Genomic DNA, 22,896 nt, shown 5'->3' with positions numbered 1-22,896 from the left:
AAAATGAGGACGGGAGGAAACGAGAATGAGAGCTTCGAAGATCGCGCTGACCGCGCTCGCGACCCTGATGGCGGCCGCCGTCGCGTTGCCGGCCTCGGCGGAGACCTACCGCCTGTCGCACAATACGAGCGACACGACGACGTGGCACAGGGGCGCCGAGAAGTTCAACGAGCTTCTCAAGGAGGCGACCGACGGGGAGATGGACATCCGCATCTTCCCGAACGCGCAGCTCTCGGGCGGGGACCAGATGAAGCAGGCCGAGATGGTCGGGCGCGGCGCGCTCGACTTCGTCGCGACCTCGGCGATCAACGTCACGCCGCTCGTGCCGGAGATGGCCGTGTTCTCGCTGCCTTACCTCTACTCCGACTATGACGACGTCGACGCCACGACCAGCGGCGCGCCAGGCGACCGGATGGAAGAGATCATGGCCGAGCACGGCATCATCGTGCTCGCCTGGGGCGAGAACGGCTTCCGCGAGGTGACGAACAGCGTCCGCCCGATCAAGACGCCCGAGGACATGAAGGGCCTCAAGATGCGCGTCGCCGGCCCGATGTATATCGACGTGATGAACGCGCTCGGCGCGAACCCGCAGCAGATGCAGTGGACGGAGACGTTCTCGGCCCTGCAGCAGGGCGTGGTCGACGGGCAGGAGAATCCGATCGGCGCCGTCATCATTCCGCAGCGTGTCTACGAAGTGCAGAGCTATCTCACGACCTGGCACTACTCCTACGACCCGATCTTCCTGGGCGTCAGCCAGAAGCTGTGGGAGTCCTGGGACGAGGAGACGCAGAACAAGGTGAGGGCCGCCGCCGAAGAGGCGATGGAGTACCAGAAGCGGATCAGCCGCGAGGACACCGAGACGGGCGTCGCGTTCCTGCGCGAGAAGGGGATGGACGTCTACGAGCCGACGGCCGACGAGATCGCCGCCTTCCGGGAGGCGACGAAGCCGGCCTTCGACACCTGGGCCGAGAAGGTCGGGCAGGACCTCGTGAAGAGCTTCCAGGACACCGTCGCCCAGTCCAACTGAGGCTGGTACAAGACACCTGTCGAGGGGAGCGGCGGCGCCGCTCCCTTTTTCGGGCGGGGAGGCCTCATGTCGTTCGTCCTGCGCGACGCCGAGAAGATCGTCTGCGCCGTCATCCTCCTGGCGATGACGCTTCTGGGTTTCGCGAACGTCGTCGTTCGCTACCTCACGAACTACTCGCTGGCGGCCACCGAGGAGCTGCTGACGAACGGCTTCCTGCTGCTCACGATCTTCGGGGCCGCGATAGCCGCGCGCAAGGGGGAGCATCTGGCGGTGACGATCGTCTACGATCTCTCGCCTCCGCGGGCGCGCAAGGCGATCCTGATCGTCGCCAACGTCCTGTCGGTTGTTCTTCTTCTTCTCGCAGCCTGGTTCTGCTGGCAGCTCGCGATGAACGAGTACAGGAGCGGCCTGCGCTCCTACGGCCTGCAGCTGCCCGCGTGGTACTACAGCGCGGGCCTGCCGCTCGGCTTCCTTCTCGTGATGGTGCGCTTCGTCCAGCATGCCGTCGACACCTGGCGCGGCGTGGGAGACGAGGTGCAGCCCGATGTTTGACATCGACGCCGGCACGCAGATGCTGATCGTCTTCTTCGTGCTCCTCTTCCTGCGGGTGCCCGTCGCCTTCGCCCTGGGGCTGTCCTCGGCCTATGCGATGTGGGTCATCGGCTTCGGTCTCGACATGGCCGGCGACCTCATCTCCAGCGGCATCGCAAAGTACTCGCTGCTCGCCATCCCGTTCTTCATCCTCGCCGGGACGCTGATGGGCTCGCTCGGCATCGCGGGACGGATGATCGCCTTCTTCCGCGTGCTCGTCGGCAAGCTGCCGGGTGGCATGGGCCTCGTCGGCACCGTCGTCTGCCTCTTCTGGGGCGCGGTCTCGGGCTCGGGCCCCGCCTCGGTCGCCGCGATCGGGCCGCTCATCATCAAGGGCATGGCCGACGACGGCTATCCCAGGGCCTTCGCCGCCGGCCTCGTCTGCACGGGCGCGGCGCTGTCGATCGTCATCCCGCCGTCGATCGGGCTCGTCATCTACGGCGTCATCGCCGAGGTCTCGATCTCCGAACTGTTCATCGCCGCCATCATACCGGGCCTCTTCATGGGGCTTCTGATGCTGGCCACGCTTCCGCTCGCGGAGAAGGGCGGCGACACGAAGGGCTTCCCGAGCATCGAGCGGCTGATGCCGCAGCCTTACGCCGAGCTGCCCTACGGGGCGCGCCTGTGGCGCTCGTTCCTCGACTCGTTCTGGGGGCTGATGACGCCGGTCGTCATTCTCGGTGGCATCTACTCCGGCATGTTCACGCCCACCGAGGCGGCGATCGTCGCCACGGTCTATGCTCTCTTCGTCGGCGGGTTCATCTACCGCACCCTGACGTTCCGCAGTCTCTATGACGCGCTCGTGGGTGCCAGCGCCTCCTCGGCGGTCGTGATGCTGGTCGTGGCCTTCGCGAGTCTGTTCGGGTGGGTTGTCACGGTCGACGACCTCATCGGCAAGTACTCGTCCGTTCTCCTGGGTCTGAGCGACAGCCAGTGGGTGATACTCGCCGTCGTCATGATGATACTGCTGATCGCCGGCATGTTCATGGATGCGATCACCATCATGTTCATCAGCCTGCCGATCTTCCTTCCCGTCGCCCGCGAGCTTCAGTGGGACCTCGTCTGGTTCGGCGTGCTCGTGATGATCAATCTCGCCATCGGGCTCTTCACGCCACCCGTCGGCATCAACCTTTACGTGGCAGCCAATCTCACGCGGCTGCCGCTCGAGCGCATCGCGCGCGGCGCGATCCCCTTCCTCGTCACGAGCCTGATAGGTCTCGCCGGCGTCGCCGCCTTCCCGCAGATGTCCCGATTCCTCGTCGAGGCGATGAAGTAGCGCCGATGCCCGCTCGCCCGGGCACCGGACGGAGCTGAACCAGAAATGACCGAACTCGTACGGCTGACCGCGTGTGACATCGTCGACCGCCTGAGGGCGGAGGCGCTGACGCCGCTCGACCTCCTCGACGCGCTCGAGGCGCGCATTGCCGCGGTCGACGGGACCGTCAACGCCCTGCCCACTCTCTGCTTCGACCGCGCCCGCAGCCACGCGCGATCGCTGATGGAGAAGCCTGTGGCGGATCGCGGGCGCCTGGCGGGGCTGCCCGTTCCGATCAAGGACCTGGCCGAGGTCGCGGGTGTGCGCACGACCTTCGGCTCGCCCATCTACCGGGACCACGTGCCCGACCGATCCGACATCCTCGTCGAGCATCTGGAGGCCGAAGGCGGCATCGTCTACGCGAAGTCGGCCACGCCGGAGTTCGGCGCCGGAGCGAACACGTTCAACGAGGTGTTCGGCGCGACGCTCAACCCGTGGGACACGACGCGCTCGGCGGCGGGGTCGAGCGGCGGCGCGGCCGTTGCGCTCGCCACCGGAATGGCCTGGGTCGCCCATGGCAGCGACCTCGGCGGGTCGCTCAGGAACCCCGCCAGCTTCTGCGGCATCGTCGGGCTGCGGCCGAGCCCGGGTCGGGTGGCCCACGATCCGGGCGTGGTGGCGGACGACCTGCTGGGCGTCGACGGCCCGATGGCGCGGACGGTCGAGGACGTGGCGCTTTTGCTCGACGCGATGGCGGGGGAGGATCCGCGCGATCCTGTCTCGCTTCCGCGCGAGCCGGACTCCTACCGGGACGCCGTTCGGAGGCCGGGTCGGCTGCGCCGCGTCGCCTTCAGCGCCGATCTCGGCATCACGCCCGTCGACCCGGAAGTCGCGGAGATCTGCCGGCGCGCCGCCCACCGCTTCGCCGAGCTCGGCGTCGAGGTCGTGGAGGCCCATCCGGACCTGAGCGAGGCGCCGGAGACCTTCCAGACGCTGCGAGCCGCGGGCTACGCCGCATCGCATCTGGCGAAGCTGGAGGCCCATAGGGACCTCCTGAAGCCCGAGGTCGTGTGGAACATCGAGAAGGGCCTGCAACTCTCCATGCGCGAACTGATCGCTGCGGAGGAGGCGCGCGGCCGGCTGATCGCGCAGGCGAACGCCTTCTTCGACGACCACGATCTGCTCATGACGCCAGCCACCATCGTCCCCCCGTTCCCGGTGGAGGAGCGCTACGTCGCGGAGTGCGCCGGCAAGACCTTCGACACCTATATCGACTGGCTCGCCATCGCGTTCTCCATCACGCTCACGACGTGCCCGGCCCTGAGTCTGCCCTGCGGCTTCACGTCGAAGGGGCTGCCGGTGGGACTTCAGGTCGTTGCGCGGCCGCGGGGCGAGGCGCGGCTCCTGGGCGGCGCGGCGCAGCTGGAGTGCCTCCTGGGCCTGAGGGATGAGACCCCGATCGATCCCCGCTGAGGCTCGTGTGCTGCTGCCTGCGTCGTCGCCCGTCGGCCGGGCCAGCGTCGGTCATGTGCCCGACCTGGGGAACGGACTACTCTATGCGTTGAAAGCGCGCATCGTTGCGCCGGGCCCTCGCGAGGAGGCTGCCGCCTGACGTCGAGGTTGCCAAGACCGTGTTCTGCCGGTCGGTCGCGAGGGGTGGCCAATGCGTCGCCCGCGGCCCCGCCGGGGCACGGTCCGTGGCCCGGGATCGGGAGCGGCCGCCGGTCGGGGCATCTCTCAGAAGACCGCGCGCGGCAGCCAGGTGGCCAGGGCCGGAAACGCCCAGATGATGCCGATGCCGACCATCTGGAGCGCGATGAACGGCACGACGCCGCGATAGATCTGTCCAGTCGTGATCTCGGGCGGGACGGCGCCGCGAAGGTAGAAGAGAGAGAACCCGAAGGGTGGTGTCAGGAACGAGGTCTGGAGGTTGACCGCGATCAGGACGGTCAGCCAGACGGGATCGTGCCCCATCAGGATGAGCGGCGGCACGAGGAGCGGCAGCAGGATCACGGCGATCTCGACGAAGTCGAGGAAGAAGCCGAGCACGAAGATGAAGGCCATGGCGAAGAGCAGCGCCCCGAACGCTCCGCCCGGCAGCGCCTCGAGGATCTGCGCCACCCGGTGCTCGCCGCCGAGGCCCACGAAGACGAGCGAGAAGAAGCTCGCCATCAGGATCGTCGCGAAGATCATCGAGGTCACGACGAGCGTCGTCGTGAGCGTCGCGGTCAGGATGCCGCCGCGCGCGATCCGCCAGATCGCGGCGGCGACGGCAAGGAGCCCCGCGAGCGCGAGTGCCGCGTAGAAGGCGGCGAGGCCGAACTCCAGAAGGCCAGCGTCGGAGCGCTGAATGCGGACGGGGAACAGCCCCGCGGCGACCGCGAGAAGGAGGAGCGCGGCGACACCGCCCAGGAACTGCCAGTGCGGCAGGCCGGCCCTCTGGCCCGCCATCAGGATGGCGCCGACGGCTCCGACGGCCGCGGCCTCGGCCGGAGAGGCGATGCCGGCGAGGATCGCGCCGAGCACCGCGACGATCAGCACGATCGGCGGCACGATCGAGCCTGCGATTGCCCGCAGACCCGGTCGCTCCACCGCCTCGCGCATGGCGGGCGCGTCGCCCGGCTTCAGCCAGGCCCGGATCAGGATGTAGAGGATGTAGAGGCCGACGAGCACGAGGCCCGGCACGAGGGCCGCGGCGAAGACCTGGCCGACCGAGACCGTCTCGATCGAGAACCTGCCCTGCTTGTATTGCGCCTGCTGGAAGGCCGAGGACATGACGTCGGCCATGATGATGAGGAGCGTCGAGGGCGGGATGATCTGGCCGAGCGTGCCCGACGTGCAGACCATGCCGGAGGCGAGCGCGGGGCTGTAGCCGTTGCGCAGCATGGCGGGCAGGGCGATCATGCCCATGGCGACGACCGTCGCGCCGACGATGCCGGTCGACGCGGCCAGGAGCGCGCCCACGAGCATCACCGAGACGCCCAGTCCGCCGCGCATGCGGCCGAAGAGACGGCCCATCGTCTCGAGGAGCTCCTCGGCGATCCGGCTCTTCTCCAGGACGACGCCCATCAGGACGAAGAGCGGAATCGCGATCAGCACCGGGTTCGTCATCACGCCGAAGAAGCGCTGTCCGAGCGCGCCCATCAGGCCGATGTTGAACTGGCCCGTCGCCGTGCCGAGGAGGGCGAAGGCGGTGGCGACGCCCGCGATGGTGAAGGCGACGGGATAGCCGAGCAGGATGAACCCGATCAGCGCGCCGAACATGATGAGGTCGAGGGGAAGGCTCACTCCGCCCGGCCCCTCAGACGCAACAGATCGCGAAGAAGCACGGCAACACCCTGGATCAGGAGGAGGACGGCGAAGGCCGGGATGAGGGACTTGAGGAGGAACGACGCCGGGATCCCTCCCACCGAGATCGCGCCCTCGTAGATCGCCCAGGCGCGGCGCACGGTCGGCCAGGAGTAGTAGAGGAGGACGAGAAGCCCCGGCGCCAGGAGCGCGAGGTGGCCGAAGACGTCGACGAGCGCCCGGCCCCTCGTGTCGAGCTTGGAATAGAAGATGTCGACCCGGACGTGGCCCCCGACGAGGAGCGTGTAGCCGGCACCGAGCATGAAGATCGTCGCGTGGAGGTAGAGCACGCCCTCGCCGAGGAAGACGGAGCTGAAGCCGAACACGTAGCGCAGGAGCACGATCACGAACTGGAGGAGCACCATGGCGACGGCGAGCCAGCGCACGACCTGGCCGGCGCGCAGGTTCACGAGGTCGAGCCCGTTCGCCAGCCGCTCCATCGTGATGCCCTCCCCGGACGGAAGGAAGCCGGGGCGCACGCGCCCCGGCTCCGGTGTCACTGGTACTTGTAGTCGAGCCCGCGGGCGATCATCTGGCCGCTGTCGGCGTAGGGCATGTATTCCACCATCAGCTGGCGATAGTCGAGGAAGCTCTCCACGATCCGGGTCACGAGCTCGTCGCCGCCGCCGCGGAGATCGGCGAGGACCTCGCCCATCGCGTTGCCCATCGCGACCACGATCTCGTCCGGCACCTTCTTCACCTGCACGCCGTGCTCGGAAACGAGCTCGCGGAGGGCGAGAGCGTGCTTGGTGTTGTACTCCGTCAGGACCGGGTTGTAGAGGCTCTCGCAGGCATAGGAGACGGCGGCCTTCAGGTCGTCCTCGAGCTCCTCGTAGGCCGACATGTTGATGGCGCATTCCTCGGCGGAGGAGGGCTCGCCGACGCCCGGCCAGTAGTAGTTCTTCGCGACCTGCTGCAGGCCGAGGGCGGAATCCGACCACGGCCCGATGAACTCGCCCGCGTCGAGCGCGCCCGACTGGAGCGCCTGGAACATCGCGGGGCCGCCCATCGCCTCGACCGCCATGCCGAGCCTCGAGCAGACCTCGGAGTTCAGGCCTGTGGTGCGGTATTTCAGGCCGCGGAGGTCATCGAGGCTGTTGATCTCGTTGCGGAACCAGCCGAACCACTGCGGCCCGGAATTGCCGCAAAGGAAGGGCTTCAGGCCGAAGCCGGCATAGAGCTCGTCGTAGAGCTCCTGACCGCCGCCCTGCAGCAGCCAGCCGTGCTGCTCCATCGCCGTGAGGCCCAGAGGCTGCGAGCCGAACAGGAGGAAGCCCTTCGACTTCGAGCCCCAGTAGGCGGGCACCGCGTGGTAGAGCTCGGCCGTCCCCTCGGCCACCGCCTCGAACACGCCCGGACCGGGAACCACCTCGCCCGCCCCGAAGAGCTCGACCTCGATCCGGCCACCCGACAGCGCGGTGATGCGGTCGGCGAGCATCTGCGCCGCGACGCCGGGCCCGGGCAGGTTGCGCGGCCACGCGGTGACCATGCGCCACTGGCGGACCCCCTGCGCCAGGGCGGGTGCCGCCAGGCTCGTCGAGGCGACCGCACCGACACCGGCCGCCTTGAGAAAGTCACGTCTCTTCATCCCTCGCTCCTCCGCTTCACGCTTGCTCATCTCACCCCTTGAGGATGGCAGGCAGGTTCAACCCATGTTCCCGCGCGCACTCGACCGCGCTCTCGTAGCCCGCATCGGCGTGCCGCATCACGCCCGTCGCCGGATCGTTCCACAGGACGCGGGCGATCCGCGCATCTGCCGCTTCCGTGCCGTCGCAGCAGATCACCATGCCCGAATGCTGCGAGAAGCCCATGCCCACGCCGCCTCCATGGTGCAGGCTGACCCAGGTTGCCCCCGAAGCGCAATTGAGGAGTGCGTTCAGGAGCGGCCAGTCGCTCACCGCGTCGGACCCGTCGCGCATCGCCTCCGTCTCGCGATTGGGCGAGGCGACAGAGCCGCTGTCCAGATGGTCTCGGCCGATCACGATCGGCGCCTTCAACTCGCCGTTTCGCACCATCTCGTTGAAGGCGAGGCCGAGCTTGTCGCGCTGGCCGAGGCCCACCCAGCAGATGCGCGCGGGCAGGCCCTGGAAGGCGATGCGCTCGCGGGCCATGTCGAGCCAGTTGTGCAGGTGCGGATCGTCGATCAGCTCCTTCACCTTCGCGTCCGTGCGGTAGATGTCCTCGGGGTCGCCGGAGAGTGCGCACCAGCGGAACGGCCCGACGCCGCGGCAGAAGAGGGGCCGGATATAGGCCGGGACGAAGCCCGGGAAGGCGAAGGCGTTGTCGAGCCCTTCCTCCTTGGCGACCTGACGGATGTTGTTGCCGTAGTCGAGCGTCGGCACGCCGGCGTTCCAGAAGTCGACCATCGCCGCGACGTGCTGCTTCATGCTCGCGCGCGCGGCGGCCTCGACCGCCTTCGGGTCGCTCTCCTGGCGCTCGCGCCACTCCGCGACGCTCCACCCGAGCGGCAGGTAGCCGTGGACCGGATCGTGGGCGCTCGTCTGGTCGGTCACCATGTCGGGGCGCGGCCCACCGTCATTCATCCGGCGCATGAGCTCGGGGAAGACCTCGGCAGCATTGCCGATCAGCGCGACGGACTTCGCCTCGCCGGCCTTCGTCCAGCGCTCGATCATCGCGAGCGCCTCGTCGAGGCTCGAGGTCTTCTCGTCGCAGTAGCGGGTGCGGATGCGGAAGTCGGCGCGCGTCTCGTCGCACTCGACGGCAAGGCAGCAGGCGCTCGCCATGACGGCGGCGAGCGGCTGCGCGCCGCCCATGCCGCCGAGGCCGGCAGTGAGGATCCAGCGGCCCGTCAGGTCGCCGCCGTAGTGCTGGCGACCGGCTTCCGCGAAGGTCTCGTAGGTGCCCTGCACGATGCCCTGCGTGCCGATATAGATCCAGCTGCCGGCCGTCATCTGGCCGTACATGGCGAGCCCCTTGCGGTCGAGCTCGCTGAAATGGTCCCAGGTCGCCCAGTGGGGCACGAGGTTCGAATTCGCGATCAGGACGCGCGGCGCGTCTTCATGGGTACGGAAGACGCCGACTGGCTTGCCGGACTGGACGAGCAGCGTCTCGTCCGCCTCGAGCTCCCGCAGGCTCGCGACGATGCGGTCGAAATCGTCCCAGGTGCGCGCCGCTCGGCCGATGCCGCCATAGACGACGAGCTCGTGCGGGTTCTCCGCCACGTCCGGGTGCAGGTTGTTCATCAGCATGCGGAGCGGGGCTTCCGTCAGCCAGCTCTTCGCGCTGATCTCGGTGCCGGTCGGCGGGTAGACGTCGCGGAGGTTGTGGCGCGGGTTGTTCATCTTCCACCTCTGGAACGTGAGTCGTCGGCCGTCACGGCCGGAAATCCTCGAGTTCGGCCGCCCGGACGAGGGCGCCATCCACGACCATGGACGCCGCGCGCTCGATGTCGGGCGCCAGGTAGCGGTCCTCGTCCAGAGCCGGCACCTGCGCGCGCAGCGCGGCCATCACTGCCTGCAGGCGGGAGGAGGTGCGCAGTGGTGCCCGCATCTCGATGCCCTGCGCCGCGCACATCGCCTCGACGCCGAGGATGACCGCCAGATTGTCGTTCATCCGGCCGAGCCGCCGCGCACCGTGCGCGGCCATCGAAACGTGGTCTTCCTGGTTCGCGCTCGTGGGCGTGCTGTCCGTCGAGCATGGGTTCGCGAGATGCTTGTTCTCGCTCATCAGCGCGGCGGTCGTGACCTCGGCGATCATGAAGCCCGAGTTCAGGCCCGGCTGCCTCGTGAGGAAGGGCGGAAGGTCGTGGCTGAGCGTCGGGTCGACCATCAGCGCCACCCGGCGCTGCGCGATCGCGCCGATTTCCGCCACGGCGAGCGCGATCTGGTCGGCGGCGAGCGCGACGGGCTCGGCATGGAAGTTGCCGCCCGAGACGATGCGGCCGTCGCTCAGGACGAGCGGGTTGTCGGTGACGGCGTTCGCCTCGGTCTCGAGCGTCGCTCCGGCGAAGCGCAGTATGTCCATCGCCGCGCCCGCGACCTGCGGCTGGCAGCGGATGCAGTAGGGATCCTGCACGCGCGGATCGCCCTCGCGGTGGCTCTCGCGGATTTCGGATCCCGCCATCAGCTTCGCCATCGCCGCGGCCACCTCGATCTGTCCCCGGTGGCCGCGGAGCCTGTGGATCTCGGGCTCGAGCGGATCGGTCGATCCCATGATCGCGTCGGTCGAAAGCGAGGCGGTGACGAGCGATGTCACGCTGCTGCGCCAGGCTCGGAAGAAGCCGACGAGCGCAAGCGCGGTGGAGAACTGCGTGCCGTTGATGAGCGCGAGCCCTTCCTTCGCGCCGAGCTCGATCGGCGAGAGGCCCGCGCGCCGCAGCGCTTCGCCACCGTCGAGGCGCTCCCCCTCATGAAAGGCCTCGCCGGCGCCGATCATCACGGCGGCCATGTGCGCGAGCGGCGCGAGGTCGCCCGACGCGCCGACGGAGCCCTGGACGGGGATGACCGGCACGACGCCCGCCGCCAGCATGTCCTCGATCAGCCTCACGACCTCCCAGCGCACGCCCGAGGCGCCGCGGCCGAGGCTGAGGAGCTTCAGCGCCATCATCAGGCGCGTCGCGTGGCGGTCGAGCGGCTCGCCGACGCCGCAGCAATGGGAGAGGACGAGGTTGCGCTGGAGGGTGGCGGTGTCCTCGGCCGGGATCTTCACCGAGGCGAGCTTTCCGAAGCCCGTGTTGACGCCGTAGATCGCGGCGGTACCCCGCGCGGCCTCGCTCACCCTTGCCGCGCCGATCTCGACCAACTCTCGTGCGGATGGATCGAGCCGCGCGGCCCCCGGCTCCCGCCACAGCCGCTCGAGCGTCGACAGCGTCGCGGCGCCGGGGGTGAGGACGACGCTCATGCGACGCCCCCGAAGATCCGCTCGCGCAGCGGGTTGAAGCCGATGCGCCAGGCGAGCTCCGCCGGCTCCGCGACGTCCCAGACCGCGAGGTCCGCCCGCAGGCCGACGGCGATGCGGCCGCAGTCCGAGAGGCCGAGCGCGCGGGCGGCGTGCTCCGTGACGCCCCGCAGCGCCTCCTCCGGCGTCAGGCGGAAGAGCGTGCAGCCCATGTTCATCGCGAGAAGCAGCGACGTCATGGGCGAGGTGCCGGGATTGCAGTCCGTGGCGAGTGCCATCTTCACGCCGTGGGCGCGGAAGGCCGCGATCGGCGGCGCCTGCGTCTCGTGCAGCGTGTAGTAGGCCCCTGGCAGCAGCACCGCGACGGTTCCCGACGCCGCCATCGCGGCGGCGTCTTCCTCGGTGGCATATTCCACGTGGTCGGCCGACAGGGCGCCGTAGCGCGCGGCGAGCGCGGTGCCGCCCTGGTGTGACAGCTGCTCGGCATGGAGCTTCACCGGCAGGCCGAGCTCTCTCGCGCGGTCGAAGACCCGCGCGATCTGCTCCGGCGAGAAGGCGATGCCCTCGCAGAATCCGTCGACCGCGTCGACGAGCCCCTCTTCATGCGCCGCGTCGAGCGCCGGCAGGCACACCTCTGCGAGGTAGTCGTCGGGGCGCCCCGCGAACTCCGGCGGACAGGCATGCGCACCGAGGAAGGTCGTGCGGACCCGGACCGGGCGCTCGCTCGCGATCCGGCGGGCCGCGCGCAGCATCTTCAGTTCCGCTTCCACGTCGAGGCCATAGCCTGACTTCACCTCGATCGTCGTCACGCCTTCCGTCAGGAACGCGTCGACCCGGGGCAGGGCTGCGGCCAGCAGGCCGGCTTCCGAGGCTTCGCGCGTGGCGGCGACGGTCGAGAGGATCCCGCCGCCGGCGCGTGCGATCTCCTCGTAGCTCGCGCCCTGAAGGCGCATCTCGAACTCGCGGGCGCGGCTGCCGCCGAACACGATATGGGTGTGGCAGTCGATGAAAGCGGGCGTCACGAGGCGCCCCTGGAGGTCGCGGCGGGCCCAGCCGGCGAAGGCGGCCGGGACGTCGGCCGCCGGCCCGACCCAGGCAATTCGCCCGGCATCGACCGCCACCGCGGCATCCCGCACGAGCCCGTAGTCGGGCCCCTCGAGCGTCGCCACCTGGGCGTTGTGCAGAAGCTCTGGCATTCGAGCGTCCCCGGCATTCGCGAGAGTGGGCGTCTTGCCCCGCACGCCCATGGGAGGCAATATGTCTGCACATAATAAAGCGTGTCAACATTGTCCGGAGCGACCGCCGCAACATGCAGATCCTGTGGGCCGAGACGGCGCTGACCCCCTTGGGCTGGGCAGAGGGCGTGCGGGTGACGATCGGGGAAGACGGCCGCATCGCGTCCGTCGAGAGCGGCACCGAGCCCGCGGGCGACCGGGTCGGCGTGCTTCTGCCGGCGCCGGCGAACCTCCACTCCCACGCCTTCCAGCGCGCCATGGCCGGGTTGACGGAGCGGCGGGGGCCGGATCCCCGCGACACGTTCTGGACGTGGCGCAAGCTCATGTACCGCTTCCTCGACCGGCTGACGCCCGAGGACGTCCTCGCCATCGCGGCCTTCGTCCAGATGGAGATGCTCGAGGCAGGCTATGCCGCCGTGGCGGAGTTCCACTACCTCCACCACCGGCCGGGCGGCGAGCCCTATGGCGACGTGGCGGAGATGTCGGTGCGCATCGTCGAGGCGGCCACGGAGACAGGCATCGGGCTGACCCTGCTGCCCGTCCTCTACGAACATGGCGGCTGCGACGGGCGGCCGCTCGGTCCGGGCCAGATCCGGTTCGGCAACGACATGGAGCGGTTCGTCCGGCTCTTCGAGGCGGCAGGTGCCGGGCTGAAGGCCCTCGGTCCCGACGCGGGCATGGGCGTGGCGCCGCACAGCCTCAGGGCCGTGTCGCGGGAGGCGCTGGCGGAGGTGGTTCGCCTGACGGACGGGCCCGTCCACATGCACCTCGCCGAACAGGTGGCCGAGGTCGAGGAGGTCGTCTCCGCCTGGGGTGATCGGCCCGCGCGCTGGCTCCTCGACAATGCGGAGGTCGACGACCGCTGGTGCCTCATCCACTGCACGCAGATGGAGCCGGACGAGACGGAACGGCTGGCGGCGACGGGCGCGGTGGCGGGACTCTGTCCGATCACCGAGTCGTCACTCGGAGACGGCATCTTCGACGGCGTCCGCTATCTCGGTGCCGGCGGGCGCTTCGGCATCGGCTCCGACAGCAACATCCGGATTTCACTCGCCGAGGAACTGCGCACGCTCGAATATTCGCAGCGTCTTCGCGACAGGTCGCGGGCCGCGCTGGCACGTCCGGACGCGTCGACGGGCCGCGTTCTCTTCGACGGTGCGGTGCGGGGTGGGGCCCGGGCAGCCGAGCGCGACGGCGGGAGCCTTGAAGAAGGCCGGTGGGCCGACCTCCTGGCGCTCGACGGCAGCGCGATCGACCTCATCGGCCGGAGCGGCGACACGATCCTCGACACGTGGATCTTCGCGGGCGACGACCGTCTCGTGCGCGATGTATGGGCGGCCGGCCGGCACGTGGTGACGGAGGGCCGGCACAGGGCGCGTGAGACGATCGCTGCCCGCTATGCCGATACGATGCGGCGGCTGCGGGATGCCATCTGAAGCCCCGGAAGGGCCGTTTTCCTGGAAGCACATCCATCGGGAGGTGCTGTGGCGGATACAGTCGCGCGAGTGGCCGCCGGGCGCGATGATTCCGAACGAGGTCGATCTCGCGGAGGAGTTCGGCTGCGCGCGCGCCACGGTGAACCGGGCGCTTCGCGAGCTGGCGCGCTCCGGCGTGATCGACCGGCGGCGCAAGGCCGGCACGAGGGTGGCCCTCAATCCCGTCCGCAGGGCGACCCTCGAGATCCCGGTGATCCGGCAGGAAGTCGAGGGCAGGGGCGGCACCTACGGCTACGCTCTCCTGTCGCGGGAGATAGTCTCGTCGCCCGCGGACATGAGTGACCTCGCAGCCTGGCCGGAGGACGCGCACGTCCTGCACGTACGCGCTCTCCACCTCTCCGACGGCCGCCCCTATGCCCACGAGGATCGGTGGGTCAACCTGGAGGTGGCCCCGGAGATCGAAGGCGCCGATCTCGGCGAGGTCAGCGCCAATGAATGGCTCGTGCGCAACGTGTCCTACTCGCGGGGCCGTATCGTCCTGTCGGCCGGGGCGGCCGACGCGCGGATCGCCGAGGTCCTGGGGTGCGAGTCCGGTGCGCCGGTCTTCCAGATCGAGCGGACCACCTGGCTGCACGAAACTCCCATCACCTGGGTCCGGCTGAGCTACCCCGCCTCCCACCGCCTGAGCACGAGCATCTGACGGCCGCAGGTCACTCCACGGCGAAGTCGTTGCGCGATGCCCGCATGCGGCTGGTGATGAAGCTCGCGACCTCGGCGACGCGCCGGGTGTCGCGCGTGTCGGGATGGCTCAGGAGCCAGTAGCTGCGGGTGAAGCGGTGCTGCGGCAGGATGCGCACGAGCTCCGGGAAGCGCCGGGCGGCGTAGTCGTGGAGCACGCCTATGCCGTGGCCGGCCCGCACCGCCTCCATCTGGCCCAGCACGCTCCCGCATTCGAAGCGGCGGTCGCTGAGACGGGCGATCGCCTCGCCGTAGTCGAGGGCCCGGCTGTAGACGAGATCCTCGACCTGCGTGACGACCAGCCGGCCCCTAACGTCCTCGTCCCGGAGGATGGGGCCGTGGAGGGTCAGGTAGCTCTCGGCGGCATAGACGCTCAGCGTGTAGTCGGTGAGCTTCTTCACGATCAGCCGGCCCTGGCGGGGCTCCTCGAGCGTGATCGCGAGATCCGCCTCGCGCCGCGACAGGGAGAAGGTGCGCGGCAGCGGCACGAGCTGGATCGTGAGGCCCGGATGCAGCGCGGCGAGGCCGCTCAGCTCTCCCGCCAGGAAGTAGTTGCCGAGACCGTCGGGCGCGCCGACACGGACGGTGCCGCTGACCTCCTGCGCCACGCCGGAGATCTCGTCTCCGACCGTCAGGAACTCCGTCTCGGCCCGCTCGGCCGCGGCAACCAGGGCCTCGCCTGCCGCTGTCAGCACGGAGCCCGTCGTGCGTCGCTCGACCAGCTTCGCGCCGAGCTCCGCCTCGAGCGCCGTCAGCTGGCGCGCGACCGTCGCGTGGTTGATGCCCAGTCGCCTCGCCGCCGCCAGGATCTGGCCGCTGCGGGCGACGGAGAGGAAGATGCGGATGCGGTCCCAGTTCATCGACGGCTCTGATTTTCGCACAACGGATGCGCAGTTCTGCCGGTTGTTGTGCGCCTGCGTCATCCTGTAGAGGTTCGCAAAGATCGCAACAAGGAGGGCCGAGGATCATGGCGCGCGAGATCGGACACTTCATCGGCGGCCGGAACGTCGGAGGCGGGAGCGGCCGCACGGCGCCGGTCTATGATCCGTCGACCGGTGAAGAGGCAGGGCGGGTGGCGCTCGCGAGCGAGGCGGATGTGCGGTCGGCCGTCGCGGCGGCCCGCGATGCCTTCCCGGACTGGGCGGCCACGACCCCCCTGCGGCGCGCGCGCATCCTCAACCGTTTCCTGCGGATCCTGGAGGAGCGCATCGACGATCTCGCGGCCGTCATCACGGCCGAGCACGGCAAGACGCTGTCGGACGCGAAGGGGGAGATCGAGCGCGGCATGGAGGTCGTCGAGTTCGCGACCGCGGCGCCGCAGCTCCTGAAGGGCGAGGTCACGGAGAATGTCGGCACCAGGATCGACAGCCACTCCCTGAGGCAGCCGCTCGGCGTCGTCGCCGGCATCACGCCGTTCAACTTCCCGGCGATGGTTCCGATGTGGATGTTTCCGGTGGCGCTCGCCTGCGGCAACACCTTCGTCCTGAAGCCCTCGGAGCGCGATCCCTCCGCCTCGATCGTCATCGCGGAATGGCTGAAGGAGGCGGGCGTGCCGGACGGCGTGTTCAACGTCGTCCACGGCGACAAGGAGGCGGTCGACGCGATCCTCACCGATCCCGACGTCCAGGCCGTGAGCTTCGTCGGCTCGACGCCGATCGCGCGCTACATCTACGAGACGGCCGCCAAGACCGGCAAGCGGTGCCAGGCGCTGGGCGGCGCGAAGAACCACATGATCGTCATGCCCGACGCCGACCTCGACCAGGCGGCGGACGCGCTGATGGGTGCGGCCTACGGCTCGGCCGGCGAGCGATGCATGGCCGTGTCGGTCGCCGTGCCCGTGGGCGAGAAGACGGCCGATGCGCTGGTCGCGAAGCTCAAGCCGCGGGTCGAGGCGCTGAAGGTCGGCCCCGGCACCGACCCGCAGTCGGAGATGGGGCCGCTGGTCACGAAGCAGCACCGTGACCGCGTGCTCTCCTATATCGACTCAGGCGTCGAGGCGGGGGCGGAGCTCGTCGTCGACGGGCGCGGCCTGAAGCTGCAGGGCTACGATAACGGCTACTATGTCGGCGGCACGCTGTTCGACCGCGTGACCACCGACATGAAGATCTACCGCGAGGAGATCTTCGGCCCGGTCCTCTGCGTGGCGCGCGCCGGGGATTTCGAGACGGCCGCCAAGTGGATCAACGAGCACGAGTTCGGCAACGGCACCGCGATCTTCACGCGCGACGGCGACGCGGCCCGCGAGTTCGCGCACCGTATCCAGGTCGGCATGGTCGGCATCAACGTGCCGATCCCGGTGCCGATGGCCTTCCACTCCTTCGGCGGCTGGAAGTCGTCGCTGTTCGGTGACCACCACATGCACGGGCCGGAAGGCGTGCGCTTCTACACGCGGCTGAAGACGATCACGAGCCGCTGGCCGACCGGCATCCGCGCCGGCGCCGACTTCGTCATGCCGACGATGCGATGAAGCTGGAGGCGGCCCTCCCGGGCCGCCCCGCTCGCTCCGCGAAGCCGCTAGTCCGCCTCGGCGCGGCGGTTGTAGCGGATCGACGACCACAGGGCGGTGCCGATGACCGCCGCACCCCCGAGTCCCGTCAGCACCTCGGGGACGTGCACGATCGCCTGCGCGTACATGATCACCGAGAGCGCGAGGATGGCGTAGAAGGCGCCGTGCTCGAGGTAGCGGTACTGCGTCAGCGTGCCCCGCTCGACCAGCATGATCGTCATCGACCGCACATACATCGCCCCGATCCCGAGGCCGATCGCGATGACGACGAGGTTCTGCGTCAGCGCGAACGCGCCGATGACGCCGTCGAAGGAGAAGCTGGCGTCGAGGACCTCGAGGTAGAGGAACGCGCCGAGCCCGCCCTTCGCGGCGCCGGCGAGCGCCTCGCCCGACTTGTCGAGGACATTGCCTAGGAGGTCGACGAGGAGGAACGTCAGGAGCCCCCAGACCGCCGAGCCGAGGAAGGTGAGCTTCTCCTGCGGGGCGACGAGATGGGCGAACAGGATCATCAGCACGAGCACGAAGGTGATCTCGACGCCCCGGACGCTGGCATAGCGCGAGACGCGCTCCTCGATCGCGTGGACCCAGTGGATCTCCTTGTGCTCGTCGAAGAAGAAGCTGAGCGCCACCATCATGAGGAACGTGCCCCCGAATGCCGCGATCGACAGGTGGGCGTCGAGCATGATGCGGAAATATTCGTCAGGCTCCCGCAGGGCGAGCTGCATGGCCGCGAAAGGTCCGATGCTGGCGGCGATCGCGACGATGGCGAGCGGGAAGATCACCCGCATGCCGAAGACTGCGATGATGATGCCCCAGGTCAGGAAGCGACGCTGCCATTTCGGCGTCATCTCCTTGAGCTTGTTCGCGTTCACGATCGCGTTGTCGAAGGAGAGGGAGATCTCGAGGACCGCGAGAACGGCGCAGATCAGGAAGACGGAGAACGCTCCGCCGAGCGTGCCGGCGGTGTGCCAGCCGAACCAGGCGCCCAGCGCCAGGCCCGTGATCGTGACGATGAAGGACCACTTGAAATAGCCGAGGGTGGCCATGGAGACTCCGGATGGTGGCGGGTAGCGAACCGGCCGCGCGGCCCCCGGTGGGGACGCTCTGGAGGCCGGCGGAAGCGTAAGGTGCGGCAGGGGCCGTCGGCGCGAGGGATACCATAATCGGGTACGGCAGGTGCAGCAGGAGAAACGCGGCGGCCACCTCCCCGGTTGCGACACGCACCACGGAGGTGGAGCTGCCAAGCCGGCGCACATGGATGCTCATTGCAGGTTGAGCCGCCCGGCCGTCTCTCTATCCTCCTGTCCTTGTAAGCAGGCCCCGGTGGAGCAGGTAAGCAGCATGAAAGTCGCCGTCTTCAGCACGAAGAGCTACGACCGCACCTTTCTCGAGGCCGCGAATGCGCGAGCCGGGCACGAGTTCAGTTACCTGACCCCGCACCTCTCCTCGGAAACGGCTCTGCTCGCCAAGGGTGCGGAAGCGGTCTGCATCTTCGTCAACGACAGCGCCGACGCCGACACGCTGGCCGAGCTGCACCGCCAGGGCGTGCGGTACGTGGCGTTGCGCTGTGCGGGGTTCAACAATGTCGACCTCGCGGCCGCCCGCCGCCTCGGCATCGCCGTCGCCCGCGTGCCCGCCTACTCGCCGCACGCCGTCGCCGAACACACGCTCGCGCTGATCCTCGCCCTCAACCGCAAGCTCTACCGGGCCTACAACCGGGTGCGCGAAGGCAATTTCGCGCTGGACGGTCTTCTCGGCTTCGACCTCTACGGCAAGACCGCCGGCGTCGTGGGGACCGGTGCGATCGGCGCCGTGGTGGTGCGTATCCTGACGGGATTCGGCTGCCGGGTCCTCGCCCACGATCCGCAGCGCGACGCGTCCCTGGAGGCGCTCGGCGCCAGCTACGTACCGCTCGACGAGCTCTTCGGCGAGAGCGACGTCGTGACGCTGCATTGTCCGCTGACGCCGGACACCCACCATCTCGTCGATGCCCGCCGCGTCGCCGCGATGAAGCCGGGCTCGATGCTGATCAACACGGGCCGAGGCGCCCTCGTCGACACGCCGGCGCTGATCGAGGGGCTGAAGAGCGGTCAGATCGGGAGCCTCGGTCTCGACGTCTACGAGGAGGAGGCGGACCTCTTCTTCGAGGACCTGTCGAACGAGATGCTGCACGACGACGTGTTCGCGAGGCTCCTCACCTTCCCGAACGTGCTCATCACCGGCCACCAGGCCTTCTTCACGCGGGAGGCGCTGACGGCCATCGCCCAGACGACGATCGCCAACCTCTCGGCGTTCGATAGAGGCGGGCGCGCCGAGCACGAGGTGTCGATCGAGCGGGTGGCCTGAGGGCCGCGGGCAAAGGATGCATGCCCTTCTGGCGCTCGCGCCCGTCCTTCTGATCCTCGGGCTCATGGTCGGCCTGCGGTGGCCGGCCGTCCATGCCGGGGCCCTCGGGCTGGCGCTCACCCTGGCGGTCGCCCTCTTCGGCTTCGACTACGGCGGGGGATCCGAGGGCTTCGCGCCGGCGGTCGGCGGCGCGCTTGCCGAGGCCGTGTTCGTCGCCGCGACGATCGCCTGGATCATCTTCCCGGCCCTCTGCATCTACGAGCTGCAGCTTCGCGGCGGGGCGTTCGACGTCCTGAAGGCGGCGCTCCTACGGATCACAGACGACCCTCGCATCCTGGTGCTGCTCGTCGCCTGGTTCTTCGGCCTCTTCATGGAGGGGGCGGCAGGGTTCGGCACGCCGGTCGCGCTCGCTGCGCCGCTTCTGGTGGGGCTCGGCTTCACGCCCGTTTCGGCCGTCACGCTCGTGATGATCGGACACGCGGCCGGCGTCTCGTTCGGGGCCGTCGGCACCCCGATCCTGCCCCAGATGGCGGCGACGGGGTTCTCGGGGCTTGAGCTTTCGCGCGCGACGGGGCTGCTGCACGGCCTGCTCGGCTGGATCCTGCTGCTGTTCGTCTTCGCCGTCGCGCGGCGCGCGGCGCCTCGGCCGGCCTCGGGCGCGGGATGGGGGGTGGCGGGCGCCGCGGCCGGCTGCTTCCTCGTGCCCTACCTGTCGATCGCATGGTTCGTCGGGCCGGAGCTCCCCACCCTCGGCGGCGCCCTCCTCGGCGCGGTCGCCTTCGTCGCCCTTCTGCATGTCGGCCGTGCCGACGCCTCGGCAGGCCCGGCCGCGGGCACGCCGGCCGAGCTCTGGCGCGCGTCGCTTCCCTACCTCGTGCTCCTCGTCCTCGTTCTTCTGACGCGCCTCGTGCCGCCGCTGCAGGCGGCAACACGCAGCGTCGAATGGACCTGGGCGCTGGAGGGCGGGTTCGCCGGCTCGTTCCAGCCGCTCTATCATCCGGGCACCATGCTGTTTCTCGGGTTCGTGCTCGGTGGCCTCCTCCAGGGGCGTCGCGCGGCCGAGCTTCGCGCCGCCGCCGGTGCCGCCGCGGCCCGCCTTCCGCTGGTGCTCCTGGCTCTCGTGGCGATGCTCGGCATCGCCAGGCTGATGGTTCACGCCGGCATGATCGGGTCGCTGGCCGAGGCGGCCGCCACCATGTTCGGCGGCGCGTGGCCCGCCCTCGCCCCCTCGGTCGGCGTTCTCGGCACCTTCGTGACGGGCTCGGCGACCGCCTCGAACATCCTGCTGACGGACTTTCAGGTGGCGACGGCCGAGCGGCTCGGCCTCGATGTTCTCTGGCTTGCCGCGGCGCAGGGCTTCGGAGCCGCGGTCGGCAACATCGTCTGCCCGCACAACGTCATCGCCGGCGGCGCGACGGTCGGCCTGCAGGGCAGGGAGGGAGAGGTCCTGCGCCGCACGGCCGTCGCATGCCTCGCCTATGCGCTGGCGGGCGGCGCGCTGGTGCTCCTGATCGTCGCCTGAGAGGGAGCGTGGCGAGGGTCCCGGTTCCGGCGGCGCAAGGCAGGGGGTGGCCCAGCTCCCCGAGGCAGTCGCACGCCGTTATTTCGAACGTCATGGAAATAACTCTTGATCCCGCTGATCCCTCGCCGCAAGGATCCTTCCATGGACATGGAAATAGCGGCCGGACAGCTCGAGGCGCTCGGCAACCGGACGCGGCTCGGGATCTACAGGACCCTCGTCCGCGCGGGCGAGGACGGGCTGCCCGTCGGACATCTGCAGGAGCGGATGGACATCGCGCTCTCCACGCTTTCGCACCACCTGAAGAGGCTGGTCGAGACAGGCCTCGTCACGCAGGAGAGGCAGGGGACGATGCTCATCTGCCGCGCGCACTATCCGGCCATGCACGCGCTCATCGGCTACCTCTCGGACGAGTGCTGCGCGGATGCCGGCGCCGTGCCCGGACAAGGAGCGGAGGAGACGGGATCGTGATCCGCTGTGCGACCGGATCCTGCGCCGGGAGCGTGAGTTCAGTCACGTGACTGCCGTTTCGACGAAGGGGGGACCTCTTCTCGTCCACGCCCGGGTGCCGGCGTGACGGCTGCGGGCCTCTCGACGGGCGGGCGCGGGTTCGGCGCCGGCACGCGCGGCCGGGTCATCTCCGCGCTGGGCGTGGGGCAGATCCTCGCATGGGGATCCTCCTATTACCTGCCGGCCGTGCTCGGCCACCCGATGGCGGCCGCCACCGGCTGGTCCTATGCCTGGGTGACGGGGGGCCTGTCGCTGGGGCTGCTCGTCTCGGGGCTGGCGGCGATCCATGTCGGGCGCGCGATCGACACCCATGGCGGCCGCCCCGTGCTCGTCGGCAGCTCCCTCCTGATGGGCGCCGGCCTTCTCCTCCTCGCGGCCGCCCCGAGCCTGCCTGTCTACATCGCCGCCTGGCTCGTCCTCGGCCTTGCGATGGGCAGCGGCCTCTACGATGCCGCCTTCTCGACGCTCGGCAGGCTCTATGGCCGCGACGCGCGCAGCGCGATCTCGAGCCTCACGCTCTGGGGCGGCTTCGCGAGCACGGTCTGCTGGCCGCTCTCGGCATTCCTCGTCGAAACGGTCGGCTGGCGCGGCACGTGCCTCGTCTACGCCGCGATCCACCTCTGCCTCGTCCTGCCGCTCCATTTCTTCGTCGTGCCGCGGGAGGCGCGGCGGGAAAGAGAAACCTTGCGCGCCGCAGAGACTCCGGCGGACGAGACGCGGATCGGGTCGACCCGGCGGCTCGTGCTCTTCGTGCTCGTTGCGGCGATCCTCACCTCGGGGAGCATGATCGCGGGCATGTGGTCCGTGCACATCATCACGATTCTACAGGCGAACGGGCTCGCCCTCGCCGCCGCGGTGGGGCTCGGGGCACTCGTCGGCCCCTCCCAGGTTGGCGCGAGGATCGTGGAAAGGCTCTTCGGCACCCGCCACCACCCGATCTGGACGCTGTCGGCCGCGGCAATCCTCGTCGGCGGCGGTCTCGTGCTCCTGCTCCTCGGGCCCCCCCTGCCGGCCGCCGCGCTGATCGCCTACGGGGCGGGCAACGGCATCTGGTCGATCGCGCGCGGCACCTTGCCACTCGCCGTCTTCGGGGCTTCGGGCTACGCCGCGCTGATGGGGCGGCTCGTGACGCCGAGCCTGATCGCCCAGGCCCTCTCGCCGTCGATCGGCGCCGTTCTGATGCAGGCGCACGGCGTGTCGGCGGCACTGTACGTTCTCGTCGGTCTCGGAGCCTTCAACATCGTCGGCGTCGTCGCGCTGTGGATCCTGCTGTGGCGCGCGATGCGGCAGGGCGGCGCGGAGGTCGGCTGAGAGCGGTTGCCGCCCTCCGCTCGGTCAGCGTGCCGGTGAGCGCAGCCGGGGCACGCAGCTCGCCCACCCGTCGATGATCCTGATGGCGAGCTGCGTGTCGTAAAGCCCGCTCAGCGCTTCCGCGGTGAGCGTTTCCGCCGTGCGGCCGAAGGCGGTGAGCTCGCCGTGCTTGATGAGAGCGGCGAGGTGGGTGCAGGCGAAGGCATGCTCGGGATGA

20 protein-coding genes are annotated in these 22,896 nt (G+C 69.6%); 11 read left to right on the top strand and 9 right to left on the bottom strand.

Annotation, left to right across the window (positions count from 1 at the left end; all coding sequences use genetic code 11):
• The first annotated feature begins 25 nt into the window (after positions 1 to 25).
• The 4 genes from N177_RS13450 (at position 26) to N177_RS13435 (ending at position 4,346) form a co-directional block, all read left to right on the top strand.
• Positions 26 to 1,027: a DctP family TRAP transporter solute-binding subunit gene (locus tag N177_RS13450; protein WP_023432908.1), complete on the top strand. Its 1,002-nt coding sequence runs from the start codon at positions 26 to 28 to the stop codon at positions 1,025 to 1,027.
• Positions 1,028 to 1,093: 66 nt separating this feature from the next.
• Complete coding sequence (locus tag N177_RS13445) at positions 1,094 to 1,579, top strand: TRAP transporter small permease (RefSeq protein ID WP_023432907.1); 486 nt, start codon at positions 1,094 to 1,096, stop codon at positions 1,577 to 1,579.
• The gene (locus tag N177_RS13440; RefSeq protein WP_023432906.1) at positions 1,572 to 2,894 is read left to right on the top strand and encodes a TRAP transporter large permease; all 1,323 of its coding nucleotides are present in this window, start codon (positions 1,572 to 1,574) and stop codon (positions 2,892 to 2,894) included. Before N177_RS13445 ends, N177_RS13440 begins: the two co-directional genes overlap by 8 nt.
• A gap of 45 nt (positions 2,895 to 2,939) precedes the next feature.
• Positions 2,940 to 4,346: an amidase gene (locus N177_RS13435; RefSeq protein WP_023432905.1), complete on the top strand. Its 1,407-nt coding sequence runs from the start codon at positions 2,940 to 2,942 to the stop codon at positions 4,344 to 4,346.
• 264 nt (positions 4,347 to 4,610) lie between these two features.
• On the opposite strand, the gene N177_RS13430 is transcribed toward N177_RS13435, so the two are convergent.
• From N177_RS13430 to hutI, 6 genes are read right to left on the bottom strand one after another with little or no spacing between them, the layout of a single operon-like run.
• Positions 4,611 to 6,161, bottom strand: coding sequence for a TRAP transporter large permease (locus tag N177_RS13430; RefSeq protein WP_023432904.1), 1,551 nt, complete (start codon positions 6,159 to 6,161; stop codon positions 4,611 to 4,613).
• The gene (locus N177_RS13425) at positions 6,158 to 6,661 is read right to left on the bottom strand and encodes a TRAP transporter small permease subunit (protein WP_040485823.1); all 504 of its coding nucleotides are present in this window, start codon (positions 6,659 to 6,661) and stop codon (positions 6,158 to 6,160) included. Before N177_RS13425 ends, N177_RS13430 begins: the two co-directional genes overlap by 4 nt.
• A 56-nt stretch (positions 6,662 to 6,717) precedes the next feature.
• Positions 6,718 to 7,809, bottom strand: coding sequence for a TRAP transporter substrate-binding protein (locus N177_RS13420; RefSeq protein WP_023432902.1), 1,092 nt, complete (start codon positions 7,807 to 7,809; stop codon positions 6,718 to 6,720).
• Positions 7,810 to 7,840: 31 nt separating this feature from the next.
• Entirely contained in the window at positions 7,841 to 9,523 is a 1,683-nt protein-coding gene (hutU, locus tag N177_RS13415) for a urocanate hydratase (RefSeq protein ID WP_023432901.1), read from the bottom strand.
• 31 nt (positions 9,524 to 9,554) lie between these two features.
• Complete coding sequence (gene hutH / locus N177_RS13410) at positions 9,555 to 11,081, bottom strand: histidine ammonia-lyase (RefSeq protein ID WP_023432900.1); 1,527 nt, start codon at positions 11,079 to 11,081, stop codon at positions 9,555 to 9,557.
• Entirely contained in the window at positions 11,078 to 12,274 is a 1,197-nt protein-coding gene (gene hutI, locus N177_RS13405) for an imidazolonepropionase (RefSeq protein ID WP_040485811.1), read from the bottom strand. The genes hutH and hutI overlap by 4 nt, the downstream gene beginning before the upstream one ends.
• A gap of 113 nt (positions 12,275 to 12,387) precedes the next feature.
• On the opposite strand from hutI, the gene N177_RS13400 reads away from it, so the two are divergent.
• Together N177_RS13400 and N177_RS13395 are read left to right on the top strand one after the other, a co-directional pair.
• Positions 12,388 to 13,749 carry a formimidoylglutamate deiminase gene (locus N177_RS13400; RefSeq protein ID WP_023432898.1) on the top strand — a complete coding sequence of 454 codons (1,362 nt, stop codon included), beginning with the start codon at positions 12,388 to 12,390 and terminating at the stop codon, positions 13,747 to 13,749.
• Positions 13,739 to 14,449, top strand: coding sequence for a GntR family transcriptional regulator (locus N177_RS13395; RefSeq protein WP_040485810.1), 711 nt, complete (start codon positions 13,739 to 13,741; stop codon positions 14,447 to 14,449). Before N177_RS13400 ends, N177_RS13395 begins: the two co-directional genes overlap by 11 nt.
• 10 nt (positions 14,450 to 14,459) lie before the next feature.
• Here the strand turns inward: N177_RS13395 and N177_RS13390 are convergent, their stop codons facing one another.
• Positions 14,460 to 15,347, bottom strand: a complete 888-nt coding sequence (locus N177_RS13390) for a LysR family transcriptional regulator (RefSeq protein ID WP_040485809.1) — start codon at positions 15,345 to 15,347, stop codon at positions 14,460 to 14,462.
• Positions 15,348 to 15,454: 107 nt separating this feature from the next.
• On the opposite strand from N177_RS13390, the gene N177_RS13385 reads away from it, so the two are divergent.
• The gene (locus N177_RS13385) at positions 15,455 to 16,954 is read left to right on the top strand and encodes a CoA-acylating methylmalonate-semialdehyde dehydrogenase (RefSeq protein WP_023432895.1); all 1,500 of its coding nucleotides are present in this window, start codon (positions 15,455 to 15,457) and stop codon (positions 16,952 to 16,954) included.
• 47 nt (positions 16,955 to 17,001) lie between these two features.
• On the opposite strand, the gene N177_RS13380 is transcribed toward N177_RS13385, so the two are convergent.
• Positions 17,002 to 18,039, bottom strand: coding sequence for a DUF475 domain-containing protein (locus N177_RS13380; protein WP_023432894.1), 1,038 nt, complete (start codon positions 18,037 to 18,039; stop codon positions 17,002 to 17,004).
• 295 nt (positions 18,040 to 18,334) lie between these two features.
• Between N177_RS13380 and N177_RS13375 the strand changes: the two genes are divergently transcribed.
• From N177_RS13375 to N177_RS13360, 4 genes are all read left to right on the top strand, one after another.
• Positions 18,335 to 19,339: a 2-hydroxyacid dehydrogenase gene (locus tag N177_RS13375; protein WP_023432893.1), complete on the top strand. Its 1,005-nt coding sequence runs from the start codon at positions 18,335 to 18,337 to the stop codon at positions 19,337 to 19,339.
• Between the two features lie 16 nt (positions 19,340 to 19,355).
• Positions 19,356 to 20,861 (top strand): L-lactate permease, encoded by a 1,506-nt coding sequence (locus N177_RS13370; protein ID WP_023432892.1) that lies wholly within the window; start codon positions 19,356 to 19,358, stop codon positions 20,859 to 20,861.
• A gap of 141 nt (positions 20,862 to 21,002) precedes the next feature.
• Entirely contained in the window at positions 21,003 to 21,329 is a 327-nt protein-coding gene (locus N177_RS13365) for an ArsR/SmtB family transcription factor (RefSeq protein ID WP_023432891.1), read from the top strand.
• Between the two features lie 102 nt (positions 21,330 to 21,431).
• Positions 21,432 to 22,679, top strand: a complete 1,248-nt coding sequence (locus N177_RS13360; protein ID WP_023432890.1) for an MFS transporter — start codon at positions 21,432 to 21,434, stop codon at positions 22,677 to 22,679.
• 24 nt (positions 22,680 to 22,703) lie between these two features.
• Here the strand turns inward: N177_RS13360 and N177_RS21700 are convergent.
• Positions 22,704 to 22,896 (bottom strand): hypothetical protein (locus N177_RS21700; RefSeq protein ID WP_040485808.1); only part of this gene is annotated, 193 nt, incomplete at its 5' end.

It is taken from the genome of Lutibaculum baratangense AMV1 (assembly GCF_000496075.1).
GTDB classification, from domain to species: domain Bacteria; phylum Pseudomonadota; class Alphaproteobacteria; order Rhizobiales; family Tepidamorphaceae; genus Lutibaculum; species Lutibaculum baratangense.
This window is presented reverse-complemented; position numbering and strand designations above follow the sequence as displayed.